The organism is Shimwellia pseudoproteus (assembly GCF_016415625.1).
Classification (GTDB): Bacteria; Pseudomonadota; Gammaproteobacteria; order Enterobacterales; family Enterobacteriaceae; genus Shimwellia; species Shimwellia pseudoproteus.
This window is the reverse complement of record NZ_WBXP01000050.1, coordinates 1-25,872: the sequence shown is the minus strand read 5'-3', so window position 1 is coordinate 25,872 and position 25,872 is coordinate 1. Positions and strand designations below refer to the sequence as shown.

At 52.4% G+C, this 25,872-nt stretch carries 31 protein-coding genes; 15 read left to right on the top strand and 16 right to left on the bottom strand.

Translation table 11 applies throughout. The annotated features are described in order from the left end of the window. Positions 1-317 precede the first annotated feature (317 nt). A complete protein-coding gene (locus F9C28_RS16985) occupies positions 318-1,385 on the top strand; it encodes a tRNA/rRNA methyltransferase (RefSeq protein ID WP_199016482.1) in 1,068 nt (355 codons plus the stop codon). 64 nt (positions 1,386-1,449) lie between these two features. On the opposite strand, the gene ung is transcribed toward F9C28_RS16985, so the two are convergent. Next, on the bottom strand, positions 1,450-2,142 hold the full coding sequence (gene ung / locus F9C28_RS16980; protein ID WP_199016481.1) for a uracil-DNA glycosylase: 693 nt from the start codon (positions 2,140-2,142) through the stop codon (positions 1,450-1,452). A gap of 359 nt (positions 2,143-2,501) precedes the next feature. On the opposite strand from ung, the gene grcA reads away from it, so the two are divergent. Then, on the top strand, positions 2,502-2,885 hold the full coding sequence (gene grcA / locus F9C28_RS16975; RefSeq protein WP_199016480.1) for an autonomous glycyl radical cofactor GrcA: 384 nt from the start codon (positions 2,502-2,504) through the stop codon (positions 2,883-2,885). 189 nt (positions 2,886-3,074) lie between these two features. On the opposite strand, the gene srmB is transcribed toward grcA, so the two are convergent. Further along, positions 3,075-4,400: an ATP-dependent RNA helicase SrmB gene (srmB, locus tag F9C28_RS16970; protein ID WP_199016479.1), complete on the bottom strand. Its 1,326-nt coding sequence runs from the start codon at positions 4,398-4,400 to the stop codon at positions 3,075-3,077. A gap of 131 nt (positions 4,401-4,531) precedes the next feature. On the opposite strand from srmB, the gene trmN reads away from it, so the two are divergent. Further along, the gene (gene trmN / locus F9C28_RS16965; RefSeq protein ID WP_199016478.1) at positions 4,532-5,269 is read left to right on the top strand and encodes a tRNA(1)(Val) (adenine(37)-N(6))-methyltransferase TrmN; all 738 of its coding nucleotides are present in this window, start codon (positions 4,532-4,534) and stop codon (positions 5,267-5,269) included. Here the strand turns inward: trmN and nadB are convergent. Beyond that, the gene (gene nadB / locus F9C28_RS16960; protein WP_199016477.1) at positions 5,254-6,873 is read right to left on the bottom strand and encodes an L-aspartate oxidase; all 1,620 of its coding nucleotides are present in this window, start codon (positions 6,871-6,873) and stop codon (positions 5,254-5,256) included. The two genes, trmN and nadB, sit on opposite strands and share 16 nt — an antisense overlap. Before the next feature lie 433 nt (positions 6,874-7,306). Between nadB and rpoE the strand changes: the two genes are divergently transcribed. From rpoE to acpS, 11 genes are all read left to right on the top strand, one after another. Beyond that, positions 7,307-7,882, top strand: coding sequence for an RNA polymerase sigma factor RpoE (gene rpoE, locus F9C28_RS16955; protein ID WP_199016476.1), 576 nt, complete (start codon positions 7,307-7,309; stop codon positions 7,880-7,882). Positions 7,883-7,913: 31 nt separating this feature from the next. Beyond that, positions 7,914-8,570: an anti-sigma-E factor RseA gene (gene rseA / locus F9C28_RS16950; protein ID WP_199016475.1), complete on the top strand. Its 657-nt coding sequence runs from the start codon at positions 7,914-7,916 to the stop codon at positions 8,568-8,570. Continuing rightward, complete coding sequence (gene rseB, locus F9C28_RS16945; RefSeq protein WP_199016474.1) at positions 8,570-9,535, top strand: sigma-E factor regulatory protein RseB; 966 nt, start codon at positions 8,570-8,572, stop codon at positions 9,533-9,535. Before rseA ends, rseB begins: the two co-directional genes overlap by 1 nt. Further along, positions 9,532-10,011 (top strand): SoxR-reducing system protein RseC, encoded by a 480-nt coding sequence (gene rseC, locus F9C28_RS16940; protein WP_199016473.1) that lies wholly within the window; start codon positions 9,532-9,534, stop codon positions 10,009-10,011. The genes rseB and rseC overlap by 4 nt, the downstream gene beginning before the upstream one ends. A gap of 197 nt (positions 10,012-10,208) precedes the next feature. After that, complete coding sequence (gene lepA, locus F9C28_RS16935; RefSeq protein ID WP_199016472.1) at positions 10,209-12,008, top strand: translation elongation factor 4; 1,800 nt, start codon at positions 10,209-10,211, stop codon at positions 12,006-12,008. A gap of 13 nt (positions 12,009-12,021) precedes the next feature. After that, on the top strand, positions 12,022-12,984 hold the full coding sequence (gene lepB / locus F9C28_RS16930) for a signal peptidase I (protein WP_199016471.1): 963 nt from the start codon (positions 12,022-12,024) through the stop codon (positions 12,982-12,984). Between the two features lie 175 nt (positions 12,985-13,159). Continuing rightward, positions 13,160-13,840 carry a ribonuclease III gene (gene rnc, locus F9C28_RS16925; protein WP_199016470.1) on the top strand — a complete coding sequence of 227 codons (681 nt, stop codon included), beginning with the start codon at positions 13,160-13,162 and terminating at the stop codon, positions 13,838-13,840. Continuing rightward, the gene (gene era / locus F9C28_RS16920; RefSeq protein ID WP_199016469.1) at positions 13,837-14,742 is read left to right on the top strand and encodes a GTPase Era; all 906 of its coding nucleotides are present in this window, start codon (positions 13,837-13,839) and stop codon (positions 14,740-14,742) included. Before rnc ends, era begins: the two co-directional genes overlap by 4 nt. A gap of 12 nt (positions 14,743-14,754) precedes the next feature. After that, positions 14,755-15,492, top strand: coding sequence for a DNA repair protein RecO (gene recO, locus F9C28_RS16915; RefSeq protein ID WP_199016468.1), 738 nt, complete (start codon positions 14,755-14,757; stop codon positions 15,490-15,492). 83 nt (positions 15,493-15,575) lie between these two features. Beyond that, positions 15,576-16,307 carry a pyridoxine 5'-phosphate synthase gene (pdxJ, locus tag F9C28_RS16910; RefSeq protein ID WP_199016467.1) on the top strand — a complete coding sequence of 244 codons (732 nt, stop codon included), beginning with the start codon at positions 15,576-15,578 and terminating at the stop codon, positions 16,305-16,307. Continuing rightward, positions 16,307-16,687 (top strand): holo-ACP synthase, encoded by a 381-nt coding sequence (gene acpS / locus F9C28_RS16905; protein WP_199016466.1) that lies wholly within the window; start codon positions 16,307-16,309, stop codon positions 16,685-16,687. The genes pdxJ and acpS overlap by 1 nt, the downstream gene beginning before the upstream one ends. 14 nt (positions 16,688-16,701) lie before the next feature. Here the strand turns inward: acpS and F9C28_RS16900 are convergent, their stop codons facing one another. Then, positions 16,702-16,962: a YfhL family 4Fe-4S dicluster ferredoxin gene (locus F9C28_RS16900; RefSeq protein ID WP_199016465.1), complete on the bottom strand. Its 261-nt coding sequence runs from the start codon at positions 16,960-16,962 to the stop codon at positions 16,702-16,704. A gap of 214 nt (positions 16,963-17,176) precedes the next feature. Between F9C28_RS16900 and F9C28_RS16895 the strand changes: the two genes are divergently transcribed. Then, a complete protein-coding gene (locus F9C28_RS16895; RefSeq protein ID WP_080169197.1) occupies positions 17,177-18,574 on the top strand; it encodes a tyrosine-type recombinase/integrase in 1,398 nt (465 codons plus the stop codon). Positions 18,575-18,772: 198 nt separating this feature from the next. Here F9C28_RS16895 and F9C28_RS16890 read toward each other — a convergent pair whose 3' ends face one another. The 12 genes from F9C28_RS16890 to F9C28_RS20205 form a co-directional block, all read right to left on the bottom strand. Then, on the bottom strand, positions 18,773-19,348 hold the full coding sequence (locus F9C28_RS16890; protein ID WP_199016464.1) for a 3'-5' exonuclease: 576 nt from the start codon (positions 19,346-19,348) through the stop codon (positions 18,773-18,775). A 1-nt stretch (position 19,349) separates the two neighbouring features. Then, complete coding sequence (locus F9C28_RS20210; protein WP_233149133.1) at positions 19,350-20,081, bottom strand: DUF550 domain-containing protein; 732 nt, start codon at positions 20,079-20,081, stop codon at positions 19,350-19,352. Then, complete coding sequence (locus tag F9C28_RS16875) at positions 20,078-20,497, bottom strand: HNH endonuclease (protein ID WP_113456703.1); 420 nt, start codon at positions 20,495-20,497, stop codon at positions 20,078-20,080. Before F9C28_RS16875 ends, F9C28_RS20210 begins: the two co-directional genes overlap by 4 nt. A 1-nt stretch (position 20,498) precedes the next feature. Continuing rightward, positions 20,499-20,960: an ead/Ea22-like family protein gene (locus F9C28_RS16870; RefSeq protein ID WP_199016463.1), complete on the bottom strand. Its 462-nt coding sequence runs from the start codon at positions 20,958-20,960 to the stop codon at positions 20,499-20,501. Further along, positions 20,957-21,121: a hypothetical protein gene (locus F9C28_RS16865; RefSeq protein WP_199016462.1), complete on the bottom strand. Its 165-nt coding sequence runs from the start codon at positions 21,119-21,121 to the stop codon at positions 20,957-20,959. The genes F9C28_RS16870 and F9C28_RS16865 overlap by 4 nt, the downstream gene beginning before the upstream one ends. Continuing rightward, entirely contained in the window at positions 21,118-21,639 is a 522-nt protein-coding gene (locus tag F9C28_RS16860) for a hypothetical protein (RefSeq protein WP_199016461.1), read from the bottom strand. The genes F9C28_RS16865 and F9C28_RS16860 overlap by 4 nt, the downstream gene beginning before the upstream one ends. 455 nt (positions 21,640-22,094) lie before the next feature. Further along, positions 22,095-22,319, bottom strand: coding sequence for a hypothetical protein (locus tag F9C28_RS16855; RefSeq protein ID WP_088731857.1), 225 nt, complete (start codon positions 22,317-22,319; stop codon positions 22,095-22,097). Beyond that, a complete protein-coding gene (locus tag F9C28_RS16850; protein WP_115643042.1) occupies positions 22,316-22,441 on the bottom strand; it encodes a sodium:solute symporter in 126 nt (41 codons plus the stop codon). The genes F9C28_RS16855 and F9C28_RS16850 overlap by 4 nt, the downstream gene beginning before the upstream one ends. After that, positions 22,438-23,247, bottom strand: coding sequence for a ParB/RepB/Spo0J family partition protein (locus tag F9C28_RS16845; RefSeq protein ID WP_197385596.1), 810 nt, complete (start codon positions 23,245-23,247; stop codon positions 22,438-22,440). The genes F9C28_RS16850 and F9C28_RS16845 overlap by 4 nt, the downstream gene beginning before the upstream one ends. A 77-nt stretch (positions 23,248-23,324) precedes the next feature. Beyond that, positions 23,325-24,137 (bottom strand): YfdQ family protein, encoded by an 813-nt coding sequence (locus F9C28_RS16840; RefSeq protein WP_088731866.1) that lies wholly within the window; start codon positions 24,135-24,137, stop codon positions 23,325-23,327. Between the two features lie 43 nt (positions 24,138-24,180). Continuing rightward, a complete protein-coding gene (locus F9C28_RS16835) occupies positions 24,181-24,540 on the bottom strand; it encodes a hypothetical protein (protein WP_199016460.1) in 360 nt (119 codons plus the stop codon). A gap of 555 nt (positions 24,541-25,095) precedes the next feature. Continuing rightward, positions 25,096-25,770 (bottom strand): hypothetical protein, encoded by a 675-nt coding sequence (locus F9C28_RS20205; RefSeq protein ID WP_233149132.1) that lies wholly within the window; start codon positions 25,768-25,770, stop codon positions 25,096-25,098. Positions 25,771-25,872: the final 102 nt, after the last annotated feature.

The following is a 25,872-nucleotide window of genomic DNA, read 5'->3' as shown; positions in this document are numbered from 1 at the left end:
TGAACTTTTGCTTTGTCACAGGATGTCGCTACAGGGTCAGGAGTGTGGTGATCTGATCCTAATTTCGGCTAAAAGTTCGATTTATTCAACAAAGCCAGTATTCATAACAAACCTCGGGTCAGTAGAGCAGGGTATGCGGAGAAACCATCTTTTTTGTATTTATAATGTTAAATATTATCGACGCAATGCACTAATCCAACAATCTGGTTTATTCAATGAGTACAATAGATAGTAGCTTTTAGATAAAGATAATGGCTTAGCGTCGGGACATCAGGTAATCTGCGCCCTTCGCGCAGAGCTAGCTGGTGGAGACAAGCATGAACGACGAATTAAAAGGTAAAAGCGGCAAGGTCAAAGTGATGTATGTCCGCGGTGATGATGAATCAGAAAAACGCGGCCAGAACCCACGTACCGGAAAAGGCGGCGGGCGTAACGCTCCTCGTCAGGAAGGGGGCCGCCGCGGCTCTCGCGATGATAAAGCAACGACTGCCGGGCGCGACCGTAAACGGGATGCTTCGCAACGGGAGCCCTCCCCCCGGGATGCTTCCCCGTGGCGTACCGTTTCCCGCGCGCCTGGTGAAGAGTCCAGCACCACGCCGGACCATGGCGGAATCAGTGGCAAAAGTTATATTGATCCGGAAGTGCTGCGCCGCCAGCGTGCGGAAGAGACCCGGGTATACGGCGAGAATGCGTGCCAGTCTTTATTCCGTAACCGTCCAGAATCTATTGTGCGCGCCTGGTTTATCCAGAGTGTGACGCCGCGTTTTAAAGAGGCACTGCGCTGGATGGCGGCCAACCGTAAAGCCTACCACGTGGTTGATGATGCCGAGCTGGCCAAGGCATCCGGTACTGAGCGTCACGGTGGCGTGTGCTTCCTGATTAAAAAACGTAACGGTATGGCCGTAGAGCAGTGGATCAGCACGGCGGCGGCAGACGATTGTGTTCTGGCGCTGGAAGATATCGGTAACCCGCACAACGTCGGGGCGATGGTACGCACCTGCGCGCATTTTGGCGCTCGCGGTGTGCTGGTGCCAGATGCCGCAGTGCTGGAGTCCGGTGCTGCCGTTCGTACTGCGGAAGGCGGTGCTGAGCATGTTCAGGCGATTACCGGCAGCAGCTTTGATGATGCGCTGGATCAGTTCCGTGACGCAGGTTATACCGTGGTCAGTACCGTAACCGATAAGGGTAAGCCTCTCTTTAACACTGAACTGCCGCACAAGATGGTACTGGTTCCCGGCTTCGAGCGCGGGGAAGGCGAATCCGGCGTGGCGGGCCGTGGCGATATTGAGATTTCTATCGACGGTAGCGGCGATGTTGACGGCCTGAACGTTTCTGTTGCTACCGGTGTGGTGATGGCCGAGTGGTGGCGTCAGCATAAAGCCTGAACGCAATAGAACATCGTGAAAAGCGCCTGAACAGGCGCTTTTTTTTCGCCGTGAAGACGGGCCTCTATTCTTCCTTAACTGCGGGTAATACCGGGGCCCAGTCGATGATCGGCAGGCCACGTTCCGCCAGGCTGGCATTGGTCTGGGCGAAATGCCCGCAGCCGAAAAAGCCGCGATGTGCCGACAGCGGTGATGGATGGGGGGCCTGCAATACAATATGGCGCTGGCGATCGATAATCCGGCCTTTCTTTTGCGCATGAGCGCCCCACAATAAGAAGACCACCCCCTGGCAGTGTTCATTGATCAGGCTGATAACCTTATCTGTGAAGGTTTCCCACCCCAGATTGGCGTGCGAGTGCGCCTGGCCTGCTTCCACGGTTAACACCGTGTTGAGCAGCAACACCCCCTGACGTGCCCAACTTTCCAGATAGCCGTGCTGGGGCCGTACAAATCCTGGAATCGACCCTTCCAGCTCTTTATACATATTGAGCAGCGATGGCGGAATGGCGATACCTGGCTGTACCGAAAAGGCCAGACCATGTGCCTGGCCGGCACCGTGATAGGGATCCTGGCCGAGGATCACCACCCGAACATCTGACAGCTCGGTATAGCGAAAAGCGTTAAATACCTCTTTTTGTGGCGGATAAACCGTCACACCTGCGGCCCGGCGCTGGGCCACTGTCTGTAAGGTCTGAATAAAATAAGGCTGTTGTTTTTCATCGGCCAGCACATCGTGCCAGGTGAGAGGTGCACCCATCTCGCGCTCCTGAGGATTAATTTGCGGTTAGCTTAACTGCTTATGGCACAAGAATAAAATCGCGTCGGGGTGTTGTAGGGATTTTGCTAAAAAAACGTTGGAAATTTACAAATAAATCCCGCGATGCCAAATCGGCTAAGTTGATGTAAAACAAATAAATCAATTTGGCGTGCTAATGCTCCTTGGGTTTTTGTTGATTTTAATCAAAGAATCGCCGCCATCTGACTGGTATATAAACAACATAGAAACAATGGTTTTACCAATTAGCCAGAACATGGCTGAGGAACTTACCTTGTTATGGCGGCAGTAGCGTGGCCGGCCTGGCGGGTAAATAAAGATTAAGCCTTAGGGAGGCATTTATGATTACTGGTATTCAGATTACTAAAGCGGCAAACGACGATCTTCTGAACTCTTTCTGGTTGCTGGATAGCGACAAAGGCGAAGCGCGTTGCATTTGTGCAAAAGGCGGTTTTGCTGAAGATGAAATTGTTCCGGTCAGTAAACTGGGCCAGATTGAATATCGTGAAGTTCCGATGGATATCAAACCTGAAGTACGCGTTGAAGGTGGCCAGCACCTGAACGTTAACGTACTGCGTCGTGAAACCCTGGAAGATGCGGTTAACCATCCGGAAAAATACCCGCAGCTGACTATCCGTGTTTCTGGCTATGCGGTGCGCTTTAACTCACTGACCCCGGAACAGCAGCGTGATGTTATCGCGCGTACTTTTACCGAAAGCCTGTAATTCGGTTACCTGTCGAAGGTGAACTGATCCGGTAAGACGGGGACGTTTATCGCCGGCGGCAATACGGTAAGAGAGTAATAAGGGCCTGGATTCGGTATATTGCCGGTCCGGGCCTTTTTGTTGTTGTTGTCGTATTCCACTGGCCGCAGTGTGGCGTAAAAAAAACGCCGGTTGCCCGGCGCTGAAGGTTTATGCTTTGGTGTCTGTCGTGGTGCCGCTGGGTTTACGGCGCTTGCCGATGTTCTTTTTCACCCGGTGGCGGTTTTTCACCCGATCTTTATCTTTTTCCTGCTCTTTTTTCTTCTCTTCCCGCTTGGCCAGTGTCTTCTTCGACGGTTTGCCTTTGAGTTTGACACTCGGGGTACGGGTCGACGGGCGCAGCTCATCAATAACCCGGGCTTTCAGTGGCTCCTGAACGTAGCGGCCGACTTTTTCCAGCAGCAGATGATCGTGTGCTTCCACCAGTGAAATGGCGCAACCTTTACGACCGGCGCGGCCGGTACGGCCAATACGGTGCAGGTAGGTATCACCACTGCGCGGCATATCAAAGTTAAACACGTGGCTGACGTCCGGGATATCAATACCGCGGGCGGCAATATCCGTGGCGACCAGCACGTTCACCCGGCCATCGGTCAGGCGCGAGATGGCTTCCGTACGCTTGATCTGCACCATCTCACCTTCCAGGTAGCAGCATGGAATGCCAGCATCACGCAGCCACTGGGCAACCTCATGCACCCGTTCGCGCTTGCGGACAAAAACAATTGAACGGCTGACTTCTGGCTGCTTCAGCAGATGAACCAGCAGGCTGGTTTTATGTTTAACGTCATCAGCACGGTAATACCACTGATGGATCTTCTTGCGCTCGCGCGTTGACGGCGTAGCGGAAACTTCCACGGGTTCTTCCAGCAGACGTTTGGAGAAATCGATAATGGCACTGCCTTCCAGGGTGGCGGAAAACAGCATGGTCTGCTTACGCCAGCGGGTTTCGCCAGCAATGTGCTCGATATCCTGGGCAAAACCCATGTCCAGCATACGGTCTGCTTCGTCCAGGATCAGGGTTTCTACTGCCCGGCAGTCGAAGTTTTCTTCTTTTATGTATTGCAGCAGACGGCCGGTGGTAGCAACCACAATATCCTGGTTTTCACTGAAAACTTCTGCGTGGTTCATATAGGCCACACCGCCGGTGATCGTGGCAATATCCAGGTGGGTGTTTTTGGCCAGCTCACGCGCGTGGTCGGCAACCTGCATCGCCAGTTCCCGGGTCGGTGTCAGGATTAAAATACGCGGTGGCCCGGATTTTTTACGAGGAAAATCGAGCAGGTGCTGTAACGCAGGCAGCAAATAAGCGGCGGTTTTCCCGGTACCGGTCGGTGCCGAGCCTAAAACGTCACGCCCTTCGAGGGCAGGGGGAATAGCGGCGGCCTGAATAGCCGTGGGGCGAGTGAACCCCTTGTCCTGCAATGCATCCAGCAGGCTATCATCAAGTTCGAGTTCGGAAAAAGTGGTTACAGTCATGATCTACCTCAGTGTGGGGCGCAGATTATAGACGTTTCGCCGCTAATCTTCATCTGTTTGTCGCGCCGCCCCCCTTGGAGGCGACGCCGGTTTACCCTATGCTACAGCGATCTCACCGTCGGGCTGTCAAAATGTCATCACAAAAAAACGTACTACCGCGTAACGGATTTACCTTTAAGCAGTTTTTTGTTGCTCACGATCGCTGTGCGATGAAAGTGGGCACTGACGGGATCCTGCTGGGCGCCTGGGCGCCGGTTGCAGGCCTGCGTCGCGTGCTTGATATTGGTACCGGTAGCGGCCTGCTGGCGTTGATGCTGGCGCAGCGCGCCCGGCCCGGTGTGCATATTGATGCGGTGGAGCTGGATGCAGACGCCGCAGGCCAGGCCCGGGAAAATATTGCCGCATCACCGTGGAAAACCGCGATCCAGGTCCATCAGGATGATATTCAACACTGGTGCCAGCAACAACCCCCACACTACGATCTTATCATCAGTAACCCACCGTATTATGAACCCGGCGTGGCCTGTAGTACGGAGGCCCGGGATATGGCCCGCTATACCGGGGCGCTGGATTACGCCACCTTGCTGAACTGCGCCGCCCAGAGCATTACCGAAGACGGTTTTTTTTGCGTTGTATTGCCACAGCAGCAGGGGGAGCAATTTATTGCCCTGGCGGTGGAGCAAGGCTGGTTTTTACGGCTGCGCACCGATGTGTGTGAAATGGACGCCCGGCCTTCCCACCGGGTACTGCTGGGGTTATCACCCCGGGCCGGAGAATGCTTTCAGGACCGTCTGGTGATCCGCGGGCCAGACCAGCAATACTCGTCTGAGTTTTGTGGCCTGACCGGTGCGTTTTATCTTTTTATGTAGTTATCCGGGGTGAGAATGGTGGGCCCGGATTGCGCCAGGGGTTGAGGGTAGTCGAGGGTGAAATGCAAACCGCGGCTCTCTCTGCGGGCTTTGGCACACTGAACCATGAGCCCGGCCACCTGAACCAGATTGCGCAGCGCCAGCAAATCGGGTGTCAGCCGCATGGTGCTGTAGTAACGGGCCAACTCACCTTCCAGTAGCGCAATCCGGTGCCCGGCCCGCTCCAGCCGTTTCGTGGTGCGCACAATTCCCATATAGTCCCACATGCACTGGCGCAGCTCCTGGCTGTTATGCAGGATAACTGCGTCCTCATCCGGGTTGCTGTCATGGCCGTTATCCCACTGGTGCAGCGGGGGAACAGGCGCCAGGGTATCAATATGTCCGAGGATATCCTCGGCCGCGGACCAGCCGTAGACGATACATTCCAGCAATGAGTTAGACGCCAGGCGGTTCGCGCCGTGCAGGCCGGTGTAGCTCACTTCCCCCACGGCATACAGCGCCTGAATATCGGTTTGACCATTGTCGTCAACCATCACCCCGCCACAGGTGTAGTGGGCTGCGGGCACGATGGGGATTGGCTCCCGGGTAATATCAATCCCCAGGCCAAGCAGTTTTTCATAGATAGTCGGAAAATGGTGGCGAATAAATTCCGCCGGCTTATGGCTGATGTCGAGATACATACATTCCACCCCCAGCCGTTTTATTTCGTGGTCGATGGCCCGGGCGACAATATCCCGGGGGGCCAGCTCGGCGCGGGGATCGATTTCCGGCATAAAACGCGTGCCGTCCGGCCGGATGAGCCAGGCGCCTTCGCCACGCAGCGCTTCAGTGAGAAGAAAGTTACGCGCCCCGTAGTGGTACAGCGCGGTGGGGTGGAACTGGTTAAATTCCAGATTAGCAACCCGGCAGCCTGCCCGCCATGCCATTGCCACCCCATCGCCACAGGCAATCTCCGGATTAGTGGTATAGGGGTAAACCCGCGCGGCGCCGCCGGTGGCCAGTACCACCACTTTGGCCCGGCAGGTTTGCACCTCACCGGTCTGATTGTCCTGGATCCATGCACCCAGGGTGCGGTGGGGGCCTGGTAGTCCGGCCTGTGCCGAGGTGATCAGGTCCACGGCACTGCAATGCTCCATAATCCGTATGCCGGGGTGGTTTTTTGCCTGCTGTACCAGGGTGGTTTCAACAGTTTTGCCCGTGGCATCTGCCGCATGAAGGATGCGGCGGTGGCTGTGGCCACCCTCACGGGTTAAATGGTAACGGGGCGCACCTTGCGCGTCGGGCTCGGTATCGAACATAACACCTTGTTTAATCAGCCACTCCATGCACTGCCGGGCATGGCTGGCAACAAAGCGCACCGCGTGGGGATCACAAATGCCGGCGCCAGCAACCAGCGTATCTTCAACATGCAGGTCAACGCTGTCAGTGTCATCAAAGACAGCGGCAACCCCGCCCTGGGCATAAAAGGTGGAGCCTTCCGCAAGGGTGCTTTTACTTAACACAATGACATTATGGGTGTCGGCAAGGCGTAAAGCGACGGATAACCCCGCAGCGCCGCTACCAACGATCAGGACGTCGCAGGAGAGTTGAGATGCTGTGTTCATGGTTGTGTGTTTAATTTACTAAACAATGTTGTCTGAGCATAGCACCTGAATCGTGTAAATAGCACGTTTTTTTATCAGTTGTTTAGTATTGGCTAAACATATGCGGAACGAGGGGAAGGGGAGGCCAGCCAATCTGTGTAAAATATGATAAACCGTACATACAGGCGTGATTTGGTGATGAAAAACCACGACGCATGAGATACTCTGCGTGTTGTACATTTAACAACGCGTTAGCGTAAGTACATTCGCCTGGCGGGCCGCGAAACGAACAACGATACAAGAATGAGAATTTCGCGAAATCTATCAGAAAAACTAAAGCGTAAGTGAACTTTATCGGCAATCGAGACTCATACACCTGCTTGCTCGTAACGGCGCAGGGTTAAGTGGCAGTTCGATTACGCGTGGATATTGGTTTGGGGAGACTTTACCTCGGATGAGCGAGCAGTTAACGGATCAGGTTCTTGTTGAACGGGTCCAGAAGGGAGACCAAAATTCGTTCAACCTGCTGGTGGTCCGCTACCAGAACAAGGTTGCGAGTCTGGTTTCCCGCTATGTGCCTTCAGGGGATGTACCTGATGTCGTTCAGGAATCCTTTATCAAGGCTTATCGGGCACTGGACTCGTTCCGCGGTGATAGTGCGTTTTACACTTGGCTGTACCGTATTGCTGTGAACACAGCAAAAAATTATTTGGTGGCTCAGGGGCGGCGCCCACCGTCGAGCGATGTCGATGCCAATGAGGCAGAGAATTTCGAAAGTGGCGGAGCGCTAAAAGAAATTTCGAACCCTGAGAACTTAATGTTGTCAGAAGAACTGAGACAAATCGTTTTCCGTACAATTGAGTCCCTCCCGGAAGATTTACGTATGGCAATTACCTTACGGGAGCTAGATGGCCTAAGCTATGAAGAGATAGCCGCCATCATGGACTGTCCGGTGGGAACAGTGCGTTCGCGCATTTTCCGGGCGCGGGAAGCTATTGATAATAAAGTTCAACCGCTTATCCGGCGTTGACGATAGCGGGATACTGGAAAAGGTATTAGGTATGCAGAAAGAGAAACTTTCCGCTTTAATGGATGGAGAAACCCTCGACACTGAGTTGCTGACTGCGTTGTCGAAAGATGCATCGCTGCAGCAAACGTGGGCGAGTTACCACCTGATCCGCGATACCCTGCGGGGTGATACTGGCGAGGTTGTTCACCTTGATATCTCGGCTAATGTTATGGCCGCTATCCAGAATGAGCCGACATCCCGGGTTACTCCTGTCATTACCGAGCAGCAACCGGCGCCGCACCAGTGGCAGAAAATGCCATTCTGGCAGAAGGTGCGTCCGTGGGCCGCTCAGATCACGCAAATTGGTGTAGCGGCCTGCGTATCACTGGCCGTTATTGTCGGTGTCCAGCATTACAATGCATCATCTGCAACTGGCATTCAGTCTGATACCCCGGCGTTCAATACGCTACCGATGATGGGCAAAGCCAGCCCGGTTAGTCTTGGGGTGCCGGCAGATAACTCAGTGATGGCATCTAATGGCAACCAGCAGCAACTTCAGGAACAGCGGCGTAGAATTAATGCTATGCTGCAGGACTATGAATTGCAGCGCCGTCTCCATGCTGAGCAGCTTCAGATTGAAAATGCACAAACCCAGCAGGCTGCGGTTCAGGTACCAGGAAACCAGACTTTAGGAACCCTATCGCAGTAATGAAGCAACTTTGGTGTGCCGTGTCCTTACTGGCTGGCAGCCTGTTCTTCTCTGGTAACGCCCCGGCAGATACGCTTTCGTCCGGGGCGTTGTTGCAGCAGATGAATGTGGCAAGTCAGTCACTCAACTATGAACTGGCGTTCATCAGCATCAACAAGCAGGGGGTTGAATCCCTCCGCTATCGCCATGCCCGTCTGGCAAGTAAAACCTATGCGCAACTGCTGCAAATGGATGGCCCGCGTCGGGAAGTGGTACAGCGTGGCGGTGAGATCAGCTATTTTGAACCTGGTCTTGAGCCGTTTACCCTGACCGGCGACTATATTGTTGATTCGCTGCCTTCCGTTGTTTATGCCGATTTCAAAAAACTCGCCGCCTGGTACGATTTTATCGCCCTGGGGCGCACCCGTATTGCGGATCGCCTGTGTGAGGTGATTCGCGTTGTCTCCCGGGACGGGACCCGCTACAGCTACATCGTGTGGATGGACTCGGAAACCAAACTGCCGCTGCGGATAGACCTGCTGGATCGCGACGGTGAGACCCTGGAACAATTTCGGGTGATTTCGTTCTCGGTCAATCAGATGAACCCGGCGATTCAGGGGCTGGAAAAAGCGAATCTGCCACCGCTACTTGCCGTGCCTGATGATAAAAACGTGAATTTTACCTGGTCGCCTGGCTGGTTACCTCAGGGCTTTAAAGCGGTTTCCAGCAGCAAGCGGCCGCTACCGGGTATGGAGCTGCCGGTCGAATCCCGGCTATATACCGATGGCCTGTTTAGTTTCTCGGTGAATGTCAGCCGTTCAGGCTCTGCCGCGGCGACAAATACCGGCGAACAGTTGCTGCGTAACGGCCGCCGTACGGTAAGTACCGAAATGCGCGGTAATACTGAAGTCACCGTGGTCGGCGAACTGCCGCCCCAGACGGCGAAGCGGGTTGCCGATAGCGTTAATGTGAAGGCCACCCAATGATGCGCGAATGGGCCACGGTTGTATCGTGGCAAAATGGTGAAGCGCTGGTACGCTGCGATGTGAAAACGTCTTGCAGTAGCTGCGCGTCGCGTTCCGGTTGTGGTACCCGGGTGCTGAATAAGCTGGGGCCGGAAACGGAACATACTATCGCCGTGCGCTGGGATCAGCCCCTGGCGGCCGGCCAGAAGGTCGAGCTGGGGATCACGGAGTCCAGCCTGCTGGGGTCCGCTATGCTGGTCTACTTATCCCCGCTGGCTGGATTATTTATGATTGCCGGCCTGTTCCAGGCGTGCTTCGGCAGTGACCTTGCGGCGTTTTGCGGCGGGGTGCTGGGCGGGGTTGGCGGTTTCCTGGTGGCGAAAGGATTTTCGGGCCGGATGGCGCAAAAAGAAGGCTGGCAACCGGTTATCCTGAACGTGGCGTTAACGGCCGACCAGCTACAGGTCGACGATGTAACCGGCCACTACCCGTCATAATTACCCAGCGCGGGCGCGGGGAGTGATGCTTCCGGCGCCTTACGGTTCACAGACCGTAATGAACATCTGCTGACTCAACCTCTTGTACAGTGTAATATGCTCGCCATTATTAATGGGTGGTACGTGAATGATGGGTTCCCGTCGTGACACGCCATCCCCACGTAATTTACGGACAGTGATCCAATAACTTATTAAATATGAAGAATATACGAAATTTCTCTATCATTGCCCATATCGACCACGGTAAGTCCACGCTGTCTGACCGTATTATCCAGCTTTGCGGCGGTTTGTCCGATCGTGAAATGGCGGCTCAGGTCCTGGATTCTATGGATCTGGAGCGCGAGCGCGGTATTACCATCAAAGCACAGAGCGTCACCCTGGATTACAAAGCATCCGACGGTGAAACCTATCAGCTGAACTTCATCGACACCCCGGGGCACGTGGACTTCTCCTATGAAGTCTCCCGTTCTCTGGCTGCCTGTGAGGGCGCGTTACTGGTGGTGGATGCCGGCCAGGGCGTAGAGGCGCAGACCGTTGCCAACTGCTATACCGCCATTGAGATGGACCTGGAAGTGGTGCCGGTACTCAACAAAATTGACCTGCCTGCCGCCGATCCGGAGCGGGTGAGCGAAGAGATCGAAGATATCGTCGGGATCGATGCCACGGACGCAGTGCGCTGCTCTGCGAAAACCGGTATCGGTGTTCAGGACGTCCTCGAACGTCTGGTACGGGATATCCCGCCACCGGAAGGGGATCCTGATGCCCCGCTGCAGGCGCTGATTATTGACTCCTGGTTTGATAACTACCTGGGGGTTGTCTCCCTGGTGCGGGTGAAAAACGGCACCCTGCGTAAAGGCGACAAAATTAAGGTGATGAGCACCGGTCAGGTATATAACGCTGATCGTTTAGGTATTTTCACACCAAAACAAGTCGATCGTGATGTGCTTAACTGCGGCGAAGTAGGCTGGCTGGTGTGTGCAATCAAAGACATCCTCGGCGCCCCGGTAGGGGATACCTTAACGCTGTCCCGTAATCCGGCACAACAGCCGCTGCCGGGCTTCAAAAAAGTTAAACCGCAGGTATATGCCGGTTTGTTCCCGGTCAGCTCTGATGACTACGAAGGGTTCCGCGATGCGCTGGGCAAACTGAGCCTGAACGATGCGTCGCTGTTCTATGAGCCGGAAAGCTCTACCGCGCTGGGCTTTGGTTTCCGCTGTGGCTTCCTTGGCCTGCTGCATATGGAAATCATCCAGGAGCGTCTGGAGCGTGAGTATGACCTTGATCTGATAACCACCGCGCCGACGGTAATCTATGAAGTGGCGACCACCGCCGGTGATGTGATCTATGTTGATAGTCCGTCTAAGTTACCTGCGGTAAACAATATCGCAGAGCTGCGCGAACCGATCGCTGAGTGCCATATGCTGCTGCCGCAGGAATACCTTGGCAACGTGATTACCCTGTGTATTGAGAAGCGCGGCGTACAAACCAATATGGTGTACCACGGTAACCAGGTGGCGTTGACCTATGAGATCCCGATGGCGGAAGTGGTGCTCGACTTCTTTGACCGTCTGAAGTCCACCTCCCGGGGCTATGCGTCTCTGGACTATAACTTCAAACGTTTCCAGGCCTCTAAAATGGTGCGGGTGGACATCCTGATCAATGCTGAGCGTGTGGATGCGCTGGCGCTGATCACCCATGCCGATAACGCCCCGTATCGCGGCCGTGAACTGGTTGAGAAGATGAAAGAGCTGATCCCGCGTCAGATGTTTGATATCGCCATTCAGGCGGCCATCGGTACCCATATTATTGCCCGTTCCACCGTGAAGCAGCTGCGTAAAAACGTACTGGCGAAATGTTACGGCGGCGATATCAGCCGTAAGAAAAAGCTGTTGCAGAAACAGAAAGAAGGTAAAAAACGCATGAAGCAGGTGGGCAACGTAGAGCTGCCGCAGGAAGCGTTCCTGGCCATTCTGCACGTCGGCAAAGACGGTAAATAATTAAGGAATCGTTATGGCTAACATGTTTGCCCTTGTCCTGGTGATTGCGACCCTGGTGACCGGCTTGTTCTGGTGCCTGGACAAATTTGTCTTTGCGGCAAAGCGCCGTGAGCGGCGTGCGGCAGCCCAGGCGGCTGCCGGGAACGCCCTCGACAAAGCAACCCTGGCCAAAGTGGCAGCGAAACCCGGCTGGCTGGAGACTACCGCATCGGTATTCCCGGTGCTGGCCGTGGTACTGATTGTGCGCTCTTTTATTTTTGAGCCTTTCCAGATCCCGTCAGGATCGATGATGCCGACCTTGTTAATCGGCGATTTTATTCTGGTGGAGAAATACGCTTACGGTATTAAAGATCCTATCTACCAGAAAACGCTGATCGAGACCGGGCATCCTGAGCGTGGTGATATTGCGGTATTTAAATACCCTAATGATCCGACCCTGGACTATATCAAACGCGTGGTGGGGTTACCGGGGGATCGGGTGAGTTATGATCCGATCGCCAAAGAAGTGACTGTGGAGCCGAATTGCAGTTCCGGCCAGGCCTGTGATGATGCTATTCCGATTACTTACTCTAATATCGAACCGAGCGTATTTGAGCAGGTGATCCCGAGCTATTACAGCGCAGAAGCCAGCAGCGGTTTTTATCAGGTGCCGCTGGATCAGAATATGCAGGGCGCAGAGCGGATGCAGCAGCGTAACGAAACGCTGGGTAAGGTAGAACACCAGATTCTTATTCTGCCTATCGCCAGCGACCGGGTATCAGAGTATTACCACAATACCCGTACCTGGATTGTTCCGCCGGGACATTATTTTATGATGGGTGATAACCGTGATAACAGCGCCGACAGCCGTTATTGGGGGTTTGTCCCTGAGCAAAATTTGGTAGGGAAAGCGGTTGCAATTTGGATGAGCTTCGAAAAGCAACAGGGTGAATGGCCAACCGGCGTCCGTTTAAGCCGTATTGGCGGAATTCATTAATAAATTATCCCTAATCAACTAACGACATCCCCTGTCGTTGTGTATAGAATATTTCCCCGAGTTTTGGCTGGCTCCCGAAAGGGAGCCACAGCACACGAAACAGTGTTGAATCATCGGAGCCTGTCAGGTCTGTTCCGTGTGCTGAGTTTTTGACGCATTCACATATTGGTATCGCATGAACCCCATAGTAATTAACCGTCTCCAGCGTAAGCTGGGCTACACTTTTCAACATCAGGATTTGTTGCAACAGGCATTGACCCACCGTAGCGCCAGCAGCAAGCATAATGAACGTCTGGAGTTTTTGGGCGACTCCATTCTCAGCTTCGTGATTGCCAACGCGCTGTATCACCGTTTCCCGCGTGTGGATGAAGGTGATATGAGCCGGATGCGCGCTACGCTGGTTCGCGGGAACACCCTGGCAGAAATTGCCCGGGAGTTCGAACTGGGCGAATGCCTGCGTCTGGGGCCAGGGGAGCTGAAAAGCGGCGGATTCCGCCGTGAATCCATCCTCGCCGATACTGTCGAAGCGCTGATTGGCGGCATTTTCCTGGATAGCGATATCCAGAATATTGAACGCCTGATCCTCTCCTGGTATCAGACCCGCCTTGATGAAATTAGTCCGGGCGATAAGCAAAAAGATCCGAAAACGCGTCTGCAGGAGTATCTGCAGGGTCGTCATCTGCCGCTGCCGTCTTATTTGGTCGTGCAGGTGCGTGGCGAAGCGCACGATCAGGAATTTACTATTCATTGTCAGGTGAGTGGCCTGGGCGAACCTGTTATTGGTATAGGTTCCAGCCGCCGTAAGGCGGAGCAGGCTGCCGCCGAAATGGCGCTAAAAAAGCTGGAGCTTGAATGAGCGAAGAAAAGAGTTACTGCGGGTTCATCGCCATCGTTGGCCGGCCGAATGTTGGTAAATCCACATTGCTGAACCAGTTACTGGGGCAGAAGATTTCCATCACCTCGCGCAAAGCGCAGACCACCCGGCACCGGATTGTCGGTATCCATACTGAAGGGCCTTACCAGGCCATTTACGTGGACACCCCGGGGCTGCATATGGAAGAAAAACGCGCGATTAACCGTCTGATGAACCGTGCGGCCAGTAGCTCTATCGGTGATGTTGAGCTGGTTATCTTCGTGGTCGAAGGGACCCGCTGGACAGCCGATGACGAAATGGTGCTCAACAAACTGCGTGACGGCAAAGTGCCGGTTATCCTCGCAGTGAACAAAGTGGACAACGTGCAGGAAAAAGCCGATCTGCTGCCGCATTTGCAATTCCTCGGCAGCCAGATGAATTTCCTGGACATCGTACCGATGTCTGCGGAGACCGGCCTGAATGTTGACACTATCGCCGGCATCGTGCGTAAACATCTGCCGGAAGCCATTCATCACTTCCCGGAAGAGTACATTACCGACCGTTCCCAGCGCTTTATGGCCTCTGAAATCATCCGTGAAAAACTGATGCGTTTCCTCGGTGCCGAACTGCCTTACTCGGTGACTGTCGAGATCGAGCAGTTTGTTACCAACGAACGCGGTGGTTACGATATCCACGGCTTGATTCTGGTGGAACGTGAAGGCCAGAAGAAAATGGTTATCGGTAATAAAGGTTCTAAAATCAAAACCATTGGTATTGAGGCCCGTCGCGACATGGAAGACATGTTTGAAGCGAAGGTGCACCTTGAGCTGTGGGTGAAAGTGAAATCCGGCTGGGCGGACGACGAGCGCGCCCTGCGCAGCCTGGGTTATGGCGAAGATCTGTAACGGGTCCACCTGATGGAAGGCTGGCAGCGGGCATTTGTACTGCATAGTCGCCCCTGGAGCGAAACCAGCCTGCTGCTTGACCTGTTCAGCGAAGACGCTGGCCGCGTGCGTCTGATTGCCAAAGGCGCACGGGCTAAACGTTCGATGCTGAAAGGCACCCTACAGCCATTCACCCCCTTGCTGGTGCGTTGGGGGGGCCGTGGTGAAGTCAAAACCCTGCGTAATGCCGAAGCGGTTTCCCTGGCATTACCGTTGAGCGGTATCCCTCTGTATAGCGGTCTCTATGTTAATGAACTCCTGTCGCGGGTTCTGGAGCAAGAGATCAGCTTCTCTGAATTATTCTTTGATTATTTATATTGCCTGCAGGCGCTGGCCGGTACATCCGGCTCGCCTGAGCCAGCGCTGCGCCGTTTTGAACTGGCGCTGCTTGGCCATCTTGGTTATGGGGTTGATTTCCTGCACTGTGCCGGTAGCGGCGAGGCGGTGGCCGATACCATGACCTACCGTTACCGGGAAGAGAAAGGCTTTATTGCCAGCCTGGTGGTGGACAACCGCAGTTTTACCGGCCGCCAGTTGCGGGCGCTATATCAGCGGGACTTCCCGGACAGCGATACCCTACGGGCAGCAAAGCGTTTCACCCGTATGGCGTTGAAGCCCTACCTGGGCGGCAAACCGCTGAAAAGCCGTGAGCTGTTCCGTCAGTTTATTCCGCGCAGAAGCCAGCCTGCACCGGGGGAAACTAAACCATAGGGCACGAATTTATCTGCCACACAGGCAGTTTTTTTCGCAGCGGTGTAAACTGCTGTCACTTTGTTTTTTGACCGAGGAATGTCATGGCTGATTTACTTTTAGGGGTCAATATCGATCACATTGCCACCCTGCGTAATGCACGGGGAACGAGCTACCCGGATCCGGTACAGGCGGCGTTTATTGCTGAGCAGGCCGGGGCTGACGGGATTACCGTTCGTTTGCGCGAAGATCGCCGCCACATTACTGATCGCGATGTGCGTATCCTGCGTGAAACCCTGCACACCCGCATGAACCTGGAAATGGCAGTGACCGATGAAATGGTCACGATTGCCTGTGCCACCAAACCGCATTTCTGCTGCCTGGTGCCGGAAAAACGCCAGGAAGTGACCACCGAAGGCGGGCTGGATGTTGCCGGCCAGCTGGATAAAATGCGCGCAGCCTGCCAGAAACTGGCCGGGGCCGGTATCCAGATTTCACTGTTTATTGATCCCGACGAGCAGCAGATTGATGCGGCTGTTGCCGTTGGCGCGCCCTATATTGAGCTGCACACCGGCTGCTATGCGGATGCTGTGGACGAAGCCACCCAGGCCCAGGAACTGGCCCGTATTGCCCACGCGGCGCGTTATGCGGTCAGCAAGGGGCTGAAAGTGAATGCCGGGCACGGCCTGAACTATCACAATGTCCAGGCGATTGCTGCGCTGCCGGAGATGCACGAGCTGAATATTGGCCATGCCATCATTGGCCGGGCGGTGATGTCCGGGCTGAAAGAGGCAGTGGCTGAAATGAAACGCCTGATGCTGGAAAGCCGTGGCTAATGGCTATCCTTGGCCTTGGCACGGACATTGTTGAGATTGCCCGCATTGAGGCAGTGGTTTCCCGTTCCGGCGAGCGCCTTGCCCGCCGGATCCTCAGCGATAACGAATGGCAGCAATACCAGCAGCACCAACAGCCGATCCGTTTCCTGGCAAAACGCTTTGCGGTAAAAGAAGCGGCCTCTAAAGCGCTGGGGACCGGTATCCGTAACGGGCTGGCATTTAACCAGTTCGAGGTGGGCAATAACCCGCTGGGGAAACCGGAGCTGTATCTGCACGGGGTGGCCCGGCAAATGGCGGAGCGGCTGGGGGTGACGGCCATACATGTCACCCTGGCGGATGAACGCCATTACGCCTGTGCAACGGTGATTATCGAAGGATAGCCCGGCGACGGGCGTCAGATCTTATCGGAATGGTGCAGCTGAACAAACTTATCCCACAGCTGATCTTCGCTTTCGGTGTGCTGCGGATCGTTAATGATGGTGTTAGGGATCGGGCACACTTTCTGGCAGGTTGGCGTCTCGTAATGGCCAACACATTCGGTACAGCGCTCGCTGTCGATCTGATAGGTAATCTCCCCCATTGATATCGCCTGGTTCGGGCACTCCGGTTCGCACATATCACAATTGATACAGCGTTTAGTAATTAGTAAAGACATTTCAATGAATTACCATTAAATCATTTTAAAATCAGCAAGTTAAAGAGTTTCTCTATCACTCTCTATTATTTACTTACTGTATGTTGATACAGTGTATTTAACCCTGATAAACTCAGTCCAGTAACACAAAGCCGCAACACATTGCATTTTGTCACGCTGAAAAGACCTGCATGTGTGAGCTTGTTTTCTGTGCCTTCGCAGATAAGGATTGAGAATGCCGCGCACTGTAACACATAAACCGGATAGCCCCAATAATGACGATGTTTTAGCCGCGTCTGAAAAGTGGGATGCCTGTAAACCCCCCTATACCAGCTCACACATGAAAATCTGTGTTGCTGCCGCCAAAATTATCCTCTCAGCCTCCGGCGTCGCCCGCCGTTCCAAATACGAAAAAGAAAATTATCTCCGCATTGATTTTAGTAAAGCAGGTAAGGTGACATTTTACGCTGAGTTCCCTAAAAAGATGGGGTTGAAAGGTAAAAAACTTGGCGAATGGCCGGAACTCGCAATTCAAATAGCCAGAGAGAAAGCATCAGAAATGGCAGAGGGTGGGTTACGTGCTGAATCTGTCCACGCAGCTTTGGAAATGTACCGTGAAGACCTTAAAGCAAAAGTAGACAGGCAGAAGTTGAGTCCTGATAGCTTCACGACCTATGGGGTACGTATCGACAGAATCAAAGCAACGTTCGGGGAGCGTGAAGTATTCAGTGATGTGACTTACAGTCGGCTGGTGGATGTTCTGGATGAGTGGATTGCAACACGTTCCAATAATAACGCGTTAGAGTTATTTGGTGAGCTTCGTCGGTTTTGGAAATTTTGTGCTCCTACACTTTGCAATGGGCGTAATATTGCCGCCAGTTTGCCAGATGATTATGTTTCTTCTCGTGTGCAGAAACCAACCCCAACGCGACTATTTACGGATATTGAATCAATCGCCCGCCTTTGGCTCAATGTGGCTGCCTGCACCTCTATACACCAGAAAAATGCCGTTAGATTCATGATTATTACTGGCGTTCGCCCGATAAACATTAATAACTTGCGCTGGGATTACGTCAACGAGGATGCAGATGAAATCGTTTATCCAGAAGGCGTGATCGGTATGCGCGGGGCGATGAAAACACAAAAGGCTTTCCGTCTGCCGATAACGCCAGAGATCAGGAGGATTATCGACGAGCAGAAAGCCTGGCGCGATTCAGTTCCTGAGTGCAATAAAGATTATGTGTTCTTGCAGCCGCGCGACCCTATGCAAGCATTTTCAAAACGATCACTGGATAAACTGGTGAAAACATACAGCCCGGAAGGTGCGGTAAAGGGTATGAAGCATGACGGGACAATAAAAGGGAAAGAGGGGGCATTTAATACTATGTGCCGTAAATTCCTTAAGAGCAATGTTATTGCCCTGATGAAGGAAAGAGGTTACTCCCGATCAGATAGAAGGGAAGTAAGCCTCTTGTGCCTTCACCATTCCAGCAAGTCTGATGACCCGATGGCAGAACACTACGACTTTTCAGATGAGATTTTGCAGGAAGAGATTGCGTTAAAGCGCGAAGCATTTGAGGCTCATGAGCGAAGCATACTCGCGCAGGTTGCGCTGCTAAGACGACGGGGTTAATACTGGCTCCGGCATTTCTGGATAAAGGCCTCTACGTTACGGCGCTCATAGCGAACGACTTTAGCGCTAAATTTTACAGGGGCCAGTGTAGAACGGTGCCGGTGTTCTGTATTCCATTTACATAATGTTTTTTGCGTAATCCCCAGTTTCTGGCATACCTCGTCTGGAGTGAGGAGATCATCAGGTTGTTCAGTCATGTTATTCCTCGCTTTTTACGGGAGTAATGATAAGCCGCTTCCAGATGGCTGAGACATACTTAGCTTGGTGTTTTGCATCAGAAAGTGCATTATGTGCAACCCCATCAAATGGCATATCACGCTTAGGATCGAAACCTACAACCCTGCCTAGCGTGACGATGGTTCTGACGTCGTGATCATTCCGAAATTGCCACGGGCAAACCTGGCCGGCGCGCTCATATGCGCCGCGCAATATAACGTTGTCGAAAGTAGCTCCATTGCCCCAAACTTTTAAATATTTTGGGTTATCAGAATGCCGATTAATGAAATGGCTCAGTTCAGATAGGGCAGACGATATCGGCATCGCATCATCAACACAGATTGCTGATCGTGCTTCTGAGCTTTGTCTTAACCACCACAGAATAGTGTCACCATCTGGCACCGCTCCCTGCTCCATAGCGCTTTCAAGGTTAACGGCGGTGTAAAACTCCTGACCCAGTTCACCACTTTGCGGATCGAAGAATACTGCACCAATGGAGACGATAGGGGCATTTGGTTTTTTGCCCATGGACTCAAGGTCGATCATTAAATTGTTCACGTTATACATTCTCCTGCTGCGGTGCTGCTGCGAGCATAGCTCTATAGGTCGGGTTAATTGCATCATGTTCGTTCATTGCGGCCCAGCCAGCTTTATTCATCGCTTCCGTTGGTTCCTTCGGCACTAACTGCCAGCCATCCGGAATTACCGGAGAGTTGTCAGCCGGTTTGAAGTTTGGCTTCGCATCCTGAACCAACAGGATGTAGCCATTCCTTGCTGTATCCAGTTCAGATATTTCAGTTACAGTGCCGAAATAACGATGGCCAGCATCTGCATCACAGGTGCTGACGTCTACTGATACTTCCATGCCTTCGATGTGTTTAAGCAGCTCGCCAGTATCAATTGCTGGTTTAGCAGTAGGCGTGTTCATGTGGTTATTCCATGAGCCAACTTCGTCAAGTTTTTCGGAATTACCGAACGACTGAAGCATGGCGGCGCGCAACTTACCAGGTACATCAGCCCACACACCGGAATAATAATTAGTGCTTGGGTCTGTATGCTCCAGAAGGTCTTCTATCGCCGAAGCAGCCATGCTCAGCAGATCATCTGGCACTACCGGCGCTGGCTCAACTCCAAACTCAGCAATTGCCCCATCAATCACCTTCACAGCATCAGCCATTGCGTAGCCGAGATTACCGCCGTCGCTTTGTGCTGCTGCTTTGCTGAGTATTTCTCGTATCTGGTGCAGGCGCTCGAGTGATACAGGACCGTTCGCTGGGTGGTTAGTTGTCATGCTGACGCTCCTTCTTGATATTTTTCAAACCAGAACACAACCGGCTTTTCGATTACTTCAACCAGGCCAAATCGTTCAGCAGTGCGGAAGTTGACGCTATATGCGCGAGCACGTTCTGCCTGCCGCGTAATTTCTTCCCGGAACAAGTCCACGCTGAATGTGGCTTTAAACAGGTTGCACGGCGCACAAGCAGGGAACAGATTTTCGATAGCATCATTCTCAGGTCGCCAGAATTCCCCGGTTGCAACAGCACGCCGGGTTCCATTGGACTGACGTTCGCCAAATTCCCACTTCCGCAATGCAGCCTCAACATGATCAGCATGCCATCCTTTCTCTGGTAGTTCGCATCCACAATAAGCACAGCGACCGCCAAACTTCATGCGTAGCTCTGCGCGTTGTTTTTTCGTCAGCGCCATCTCACTCCCCCTTCACGCCAATGCCAGCGGCGGTGGCTGACTCTTCATGTGCGCGTTTAGCAGCATTAAGGATTGCTGCCAGTGGCGTATATCCGCCATCCATTCGGATTGTGTTGTGGATGGTTGCCATTGTGTCGCGCAATTTGCTGTGGCTTGCAGACAGTTCTGCTATGCGCTCTTTCAGTACGATGCGCTCATCAATTAAGCGCGCGGCATGCACACGGTGGTTATGTATCAGTTCAGCGATATGTGTTTTAGCCTCTTCATACGCGTGACAATAAACACCCATCGTCAACTGACAGTTACCCCACCCAGCACATGCCTCTGCTATGCGCTTCTCTGCGGCTTCCAGCTCATCCAACAGCGCCAGCACGGTCTCGGAGTGAATATCCATATTGAATACGCCATGCTCTTGGGCTTTCTCTGCTGTTTGGCGCAGCGCCTGTTTGTTGAGTGCTGTCATTGGGCTGCCTCTTTGACCAACTTGGTCATATCAATAATTTCTTCGCATAAGTCCGAATACTGGAACGGGCCGCAATTATGTGAATTCCGACGAGCTGAAAAAGCAATACGGCGTAGCTCTTTTAGAGTGCTTTCAAGTTCTTCATAGGTTGGTTTGCTCATAGCGCGGCTCCTTTGCGAAGTTGGGCGGCTACGTCAGAAGCATCGATCGCCGCCATTGAGTGGCGGATGGCATTGCTGCGGTCAACATGATGTAGTGCATCCGCTCGCTCCCGGTGATAAGCAATCACCATCTCCACACCGCTGGCCCGCACTTCATCCAGAATAGCGTCAGCAGCTATACCGCAATGATCTGGGTCAGTGAAGTCAGCAAGCGTCTCTCCGCCGCGTTCTACAAGTTCTGTATCACTGGCGTACTCAAGTCCATCAACGGTGTTCAAGTGCCCATGGTTATAGCCTTTCATGTACACCTGACCGCAAGCCCATCGCACAGCTTGCACTTCCGCCGCCAGCTCCCTGCGCTTGCTCTCGGCGTTAGCGAGCTGTACTGCCATGTCTGCGTTTTGGGATTGCAGTTCAGAGAATTTACGCACCAGATACTGCGCATCACTCTCGTTGACTTTCATGTCACCGGGCAGACATTTGCCACGGAGAAAACCTTCCATTTCGTAAACATTCATGCCGTTTTCTCCTGACTGGCTTTTCTGACCAGTTCAATCCACAGCGGAGTTAGTATTTCTTTTGCCTTTGCACGGCTACTGGCAGGTCCGTTGAGCTTCACGCTGTAATGGTCATACGGGCATCTGATACCACCCCAAACCCAGCCAAGATGATTGGGTTTCAGCGAGTACTCGGGCATATTTCCGCACGTAGGGCATCTTGGTAAATCAGACTGCTTCACGGCGACACTCCATCAGTAGTTGATTGAATTGAATTAGTATTGCGTTACCACACCCATAAGGGAGATCGTTAACGCGGTAAGTAGGGACACCGTTGCACATCCCTGATTTCACAACGCGACCAGTGGTATAAAGCTGGGATATTGCGCCTGATACAGCGGGTGTCTTCTTGTTCAGCCCTCTGGCGATGTCACCGCTGGTGGTGTTTGGATGAGCCTGGATGTATTCAAAAACCGTCATCGCGCCGCCTCCCGCCTCGCCGTCTTATTGGCTCGAAGCATTTCTTTAGAGCGACCTGAGATCACAGTCTTCATCAGGAAGAAGCCGCAACGCTCGGCAATAACACCCTGCGTACACATCAGCACCGTATCAACGACGCGAACATGACGACGAAACTCAAAAACTGTGCTGGTGATGATGATGTTTGCCGCCGCGCCCTTATCCTGGTATTCGATATTCATGAAATAACCCTCGCTATCAGTCGTGCCGTGGCGATGAAGCAATAAAATCCTGCGGTTAAACCAATTCCGGTAAGAGAAGAAAAGAGCAGGGTCCACATCACCAGTTCAGAAACTTTTTTCATGAGGTCACCCCATCAGCCTCGTGACGAAATTCGCGAAGAATTGAGATTATTTCAGCCTGCATTGCTGGTGGCACTTCAATGGTCAGCGCTTCGCCAGAGTCCTTTGCACATGAAGAAATAAGCTCCAGGAACTTCCTGGCTTTTCCTGCATTAAACTGAGGACTGGCAATGCTTTTAGTGATTTTTTTCTTACCTGCGGCTTCTGCTTTCTTCATCAGCCGGGAGGCTTCTCGGTCTGCGTACACACCATGCTCGCGGGAGATACCGATCGCGATGGCATAATTCATAGAACCATCACGCACGAGCTTTTTGATATACGGGGTACATTCGTGAAGTTGAAGGTGTTGCAGAATATCAGACTCAGAACGTTTAACTTTTGCCGCTATTTCTGAAGGACTCCAGCCCTGATTCTGAAGGCGATGATATGCCGCGCCACGTTCAAGCGGAGTAAGCGCCAATCCTTGCGAACTGGTTACCATGAATGCGATCTTGTCGGCTTCACTACCTACGAAATCTTTGCATTCCAGGCGCACAATGTCGTGGCCCATTTCGATAGCTGCCAACGCACCATGATAACGGTGATGACCGTCGATAACCTTCACACCACGCTCGGTAACTTCCACGGCCAGCGGCGGGATGTATTCACCGGCAATAAACGCATCGCGGAATTCTTCAACATGCGCCCGATTAAGTTCACGAACATTGTAGCCTTCTTCGGCGTAAATTTTATCCAGCGGAACATTGTAGGTTTTGCGGGTAGTTAACCCGGCGTCTTTATCATTATAGAGCTGGCCTAAACTGGGCATGGTTACTCCTTCATGTAGTGGGAGAGTGCTTTGCTATGCGCCCGCAGGGCAGGCGCATAAAACAACACACGGTGGGATTAAACAGAGCCTTCGTAGATAGGGAGGTCTTCGCCGAGTTGGCTTTCCATATCGGTGACGATTTCCTGGAATGCGTGCTCAACAACTTTCTTCGGTTCGATCAGCTCATACCAGAGGACCAGTTGACCATCACGCAGACGGTAGCGGATACGTGCATCGACCTGGTAAGGAGAGCCGTTGTGGAATGGTGAAATTGCCAGGCTGATTTTTTCCGGCATTTTGGTATTACCAGAACCTGATTTTTCATCGCTGAACTGGAACTGGCAGGTACCATCAGAAAGGCGTTTAACAGACTTAAACTCAGATTTGCGAGTCTCCTGGAATGCCAGAACCATTTCGAGTAGTTCAGTACCGGACGGGCCCTGGTATGAATCACTAACCGGCGCAACATTCTGAATATTGTTTTCCAGGAATTCAGCGAAGTTGATCTGGTCCATTTTGCTGCCATCGTTGGCAGTCCATGATTTCCATTCGTCGGAGAACGGGCAGTCATAAACAGCTTTGTGTGCAGCCCAGCTCGGATTGTCTGCGTTCTGGTGGAAATCCAGCACGGCGACAATGCGTGTTTTGGTTTTATCCGCAAAAACTACAGTACGTTCATCACGGAATCGCTGGATGTAAGCGATCAGAGAACCCGGAGAAATCAGGTTAGCGCTCTGACGAATACGCGACGGAGCCAGTTGCAGACTTTCGAGGGATTTGACTTCGAAACCGTCTGGAACAACGACAGAGGGGATGTCCGTTTCAGTCTTCAGAGTTGCAGAGACCAGATCACGGATATCGAGCACGGCAGAGCCTTCAATTTGAGACATTGAATATTTCCTTATCAGATTGGAATAGTTGGTTCGGTGGGTATTACTGGGCCAGCTTGATAGGTGCTGTTTGTGGTGCAGGTTCGATAACCTTTAAATCAAGCTGTGTCTGCGCAGGATCGTCACGCAGTAGATCGCCATCGGCGGTTGCAAACATGATGGTATCAGCGCGGTCCAGTTCAGGAATGGTTCGGGTTACTTTTGGCGTGACTTTCATGGTGTTTTCGTCACGGGTATTCAGCATGGCGCAATTTAGCGTCAGCGTAACCGCACCTTCCTTGCCAGTCTCACGGACTGCTTTAATCACTTCGGCCAGCGCTTCGGTTAGCTCTGCATCCAGAGTGCCTTTATTGATATAAGCCAGTTGCTGGCTGAATGGTGTGGTGTTCTTTGTTTCTGACATAGTTATCTCCAGTTATAAACGAGGATCGCCTTTCTGAGTGAGTAACCTGCATAACCAGCTACGCCGCCAGAAATTAGCGATTGTTTTTGGATTACGAACAGCCTGCACACCACGAGTGACGCGCATCAGGTCGCCGTAGTAAAAATTAACGTTACGGAAGGTCATATAAGTCACCATTTGATTAGGTATCCGGCAGGAGTTGAACCTGCGCTGGGTAGGGAGTCCCAGCCAACACCGGAAGCGGACACATTGAATAAAAAGGGCGGCTATCTGTCAGAACATTATCTTCATCCTCCTGTGAGTTGGTTGAAGACCAGATAACCGCCAAGGCACAGCAACTATTAGAAATTAGTGATTAGCTCACTTTGGTGGTGTGGTGGCCGGTGCTTATCTTCGGCTTGTCTCGGTGGACTGCAATTCACCACACCCCAAAGGGAACTATGTTTAGCTAATGAGACGCCTGTCTTTTCACCACTTCAGGCTCGGTGGTATCTTGGAGTTCTCACACAACCAAGAGGGATGTTTATGGGCGCTTTTGATAATCAGGAAATTACGTTACCCGCATGCCCCGAGTGCGGCACTAAGACGAAGAAGAAAATCGCTTGGCTTAAGTCGAACAAAGGTTTCACTTGTCGATGTGGGGCCACTATCAATGTCAATAGCAGCCAGCTTACTTCCGAAATCAGGAAGGTTGAGGATCAGTTGAAGAAGCTCTTTAAATAGTTCTTTATCGACAGATATCATTTCTTTATCAGGGATTGTTTTTTCAATCTCTGATTTTTTAATTGTGATTATTGTTTCCACGCATGCTTGACCAAGTGCCTTGCGGGCTTCAGAAACACCAGGTGCATTGTCAGAAATAAAACCAACTATTTTTCCACTTTTTAACGCAGCTCTGTACATATCAGCCAGCGCTGCGTTTTCCGCATCCTTCGCAGCATCGCCTGTAGGCTTCTCCAGCAGGTAAATCAGCACCGAAACATCACGCGAGTTTCTCTCATCTACGTCAGGATGAGTTGCTGCCTGTTTATGTGTGGAATATTCCAGGGCAGCATCAGAGGTCAGATTTAAAATAAGCTTATCAACAGTGTTCAATTCACGCTGAAGGAATTCTTTATGGGCGCGTGCAGATTTTAATTGCTCTATAGATTTTGCCTTTTGCTGCATCCACTCATACATCTCTTCCTCTGAATAGTCTCCGGCACATACAGAAGGTTGTTTTTTCAACATAATCATGGCTTTGTTGAATAAATCGAACTTTTAGCCGAAATTAGGATCAGATCACCACACTCCTGACCCTGTAGCGACATCCTGTGACAAAGCAAAAGTTCA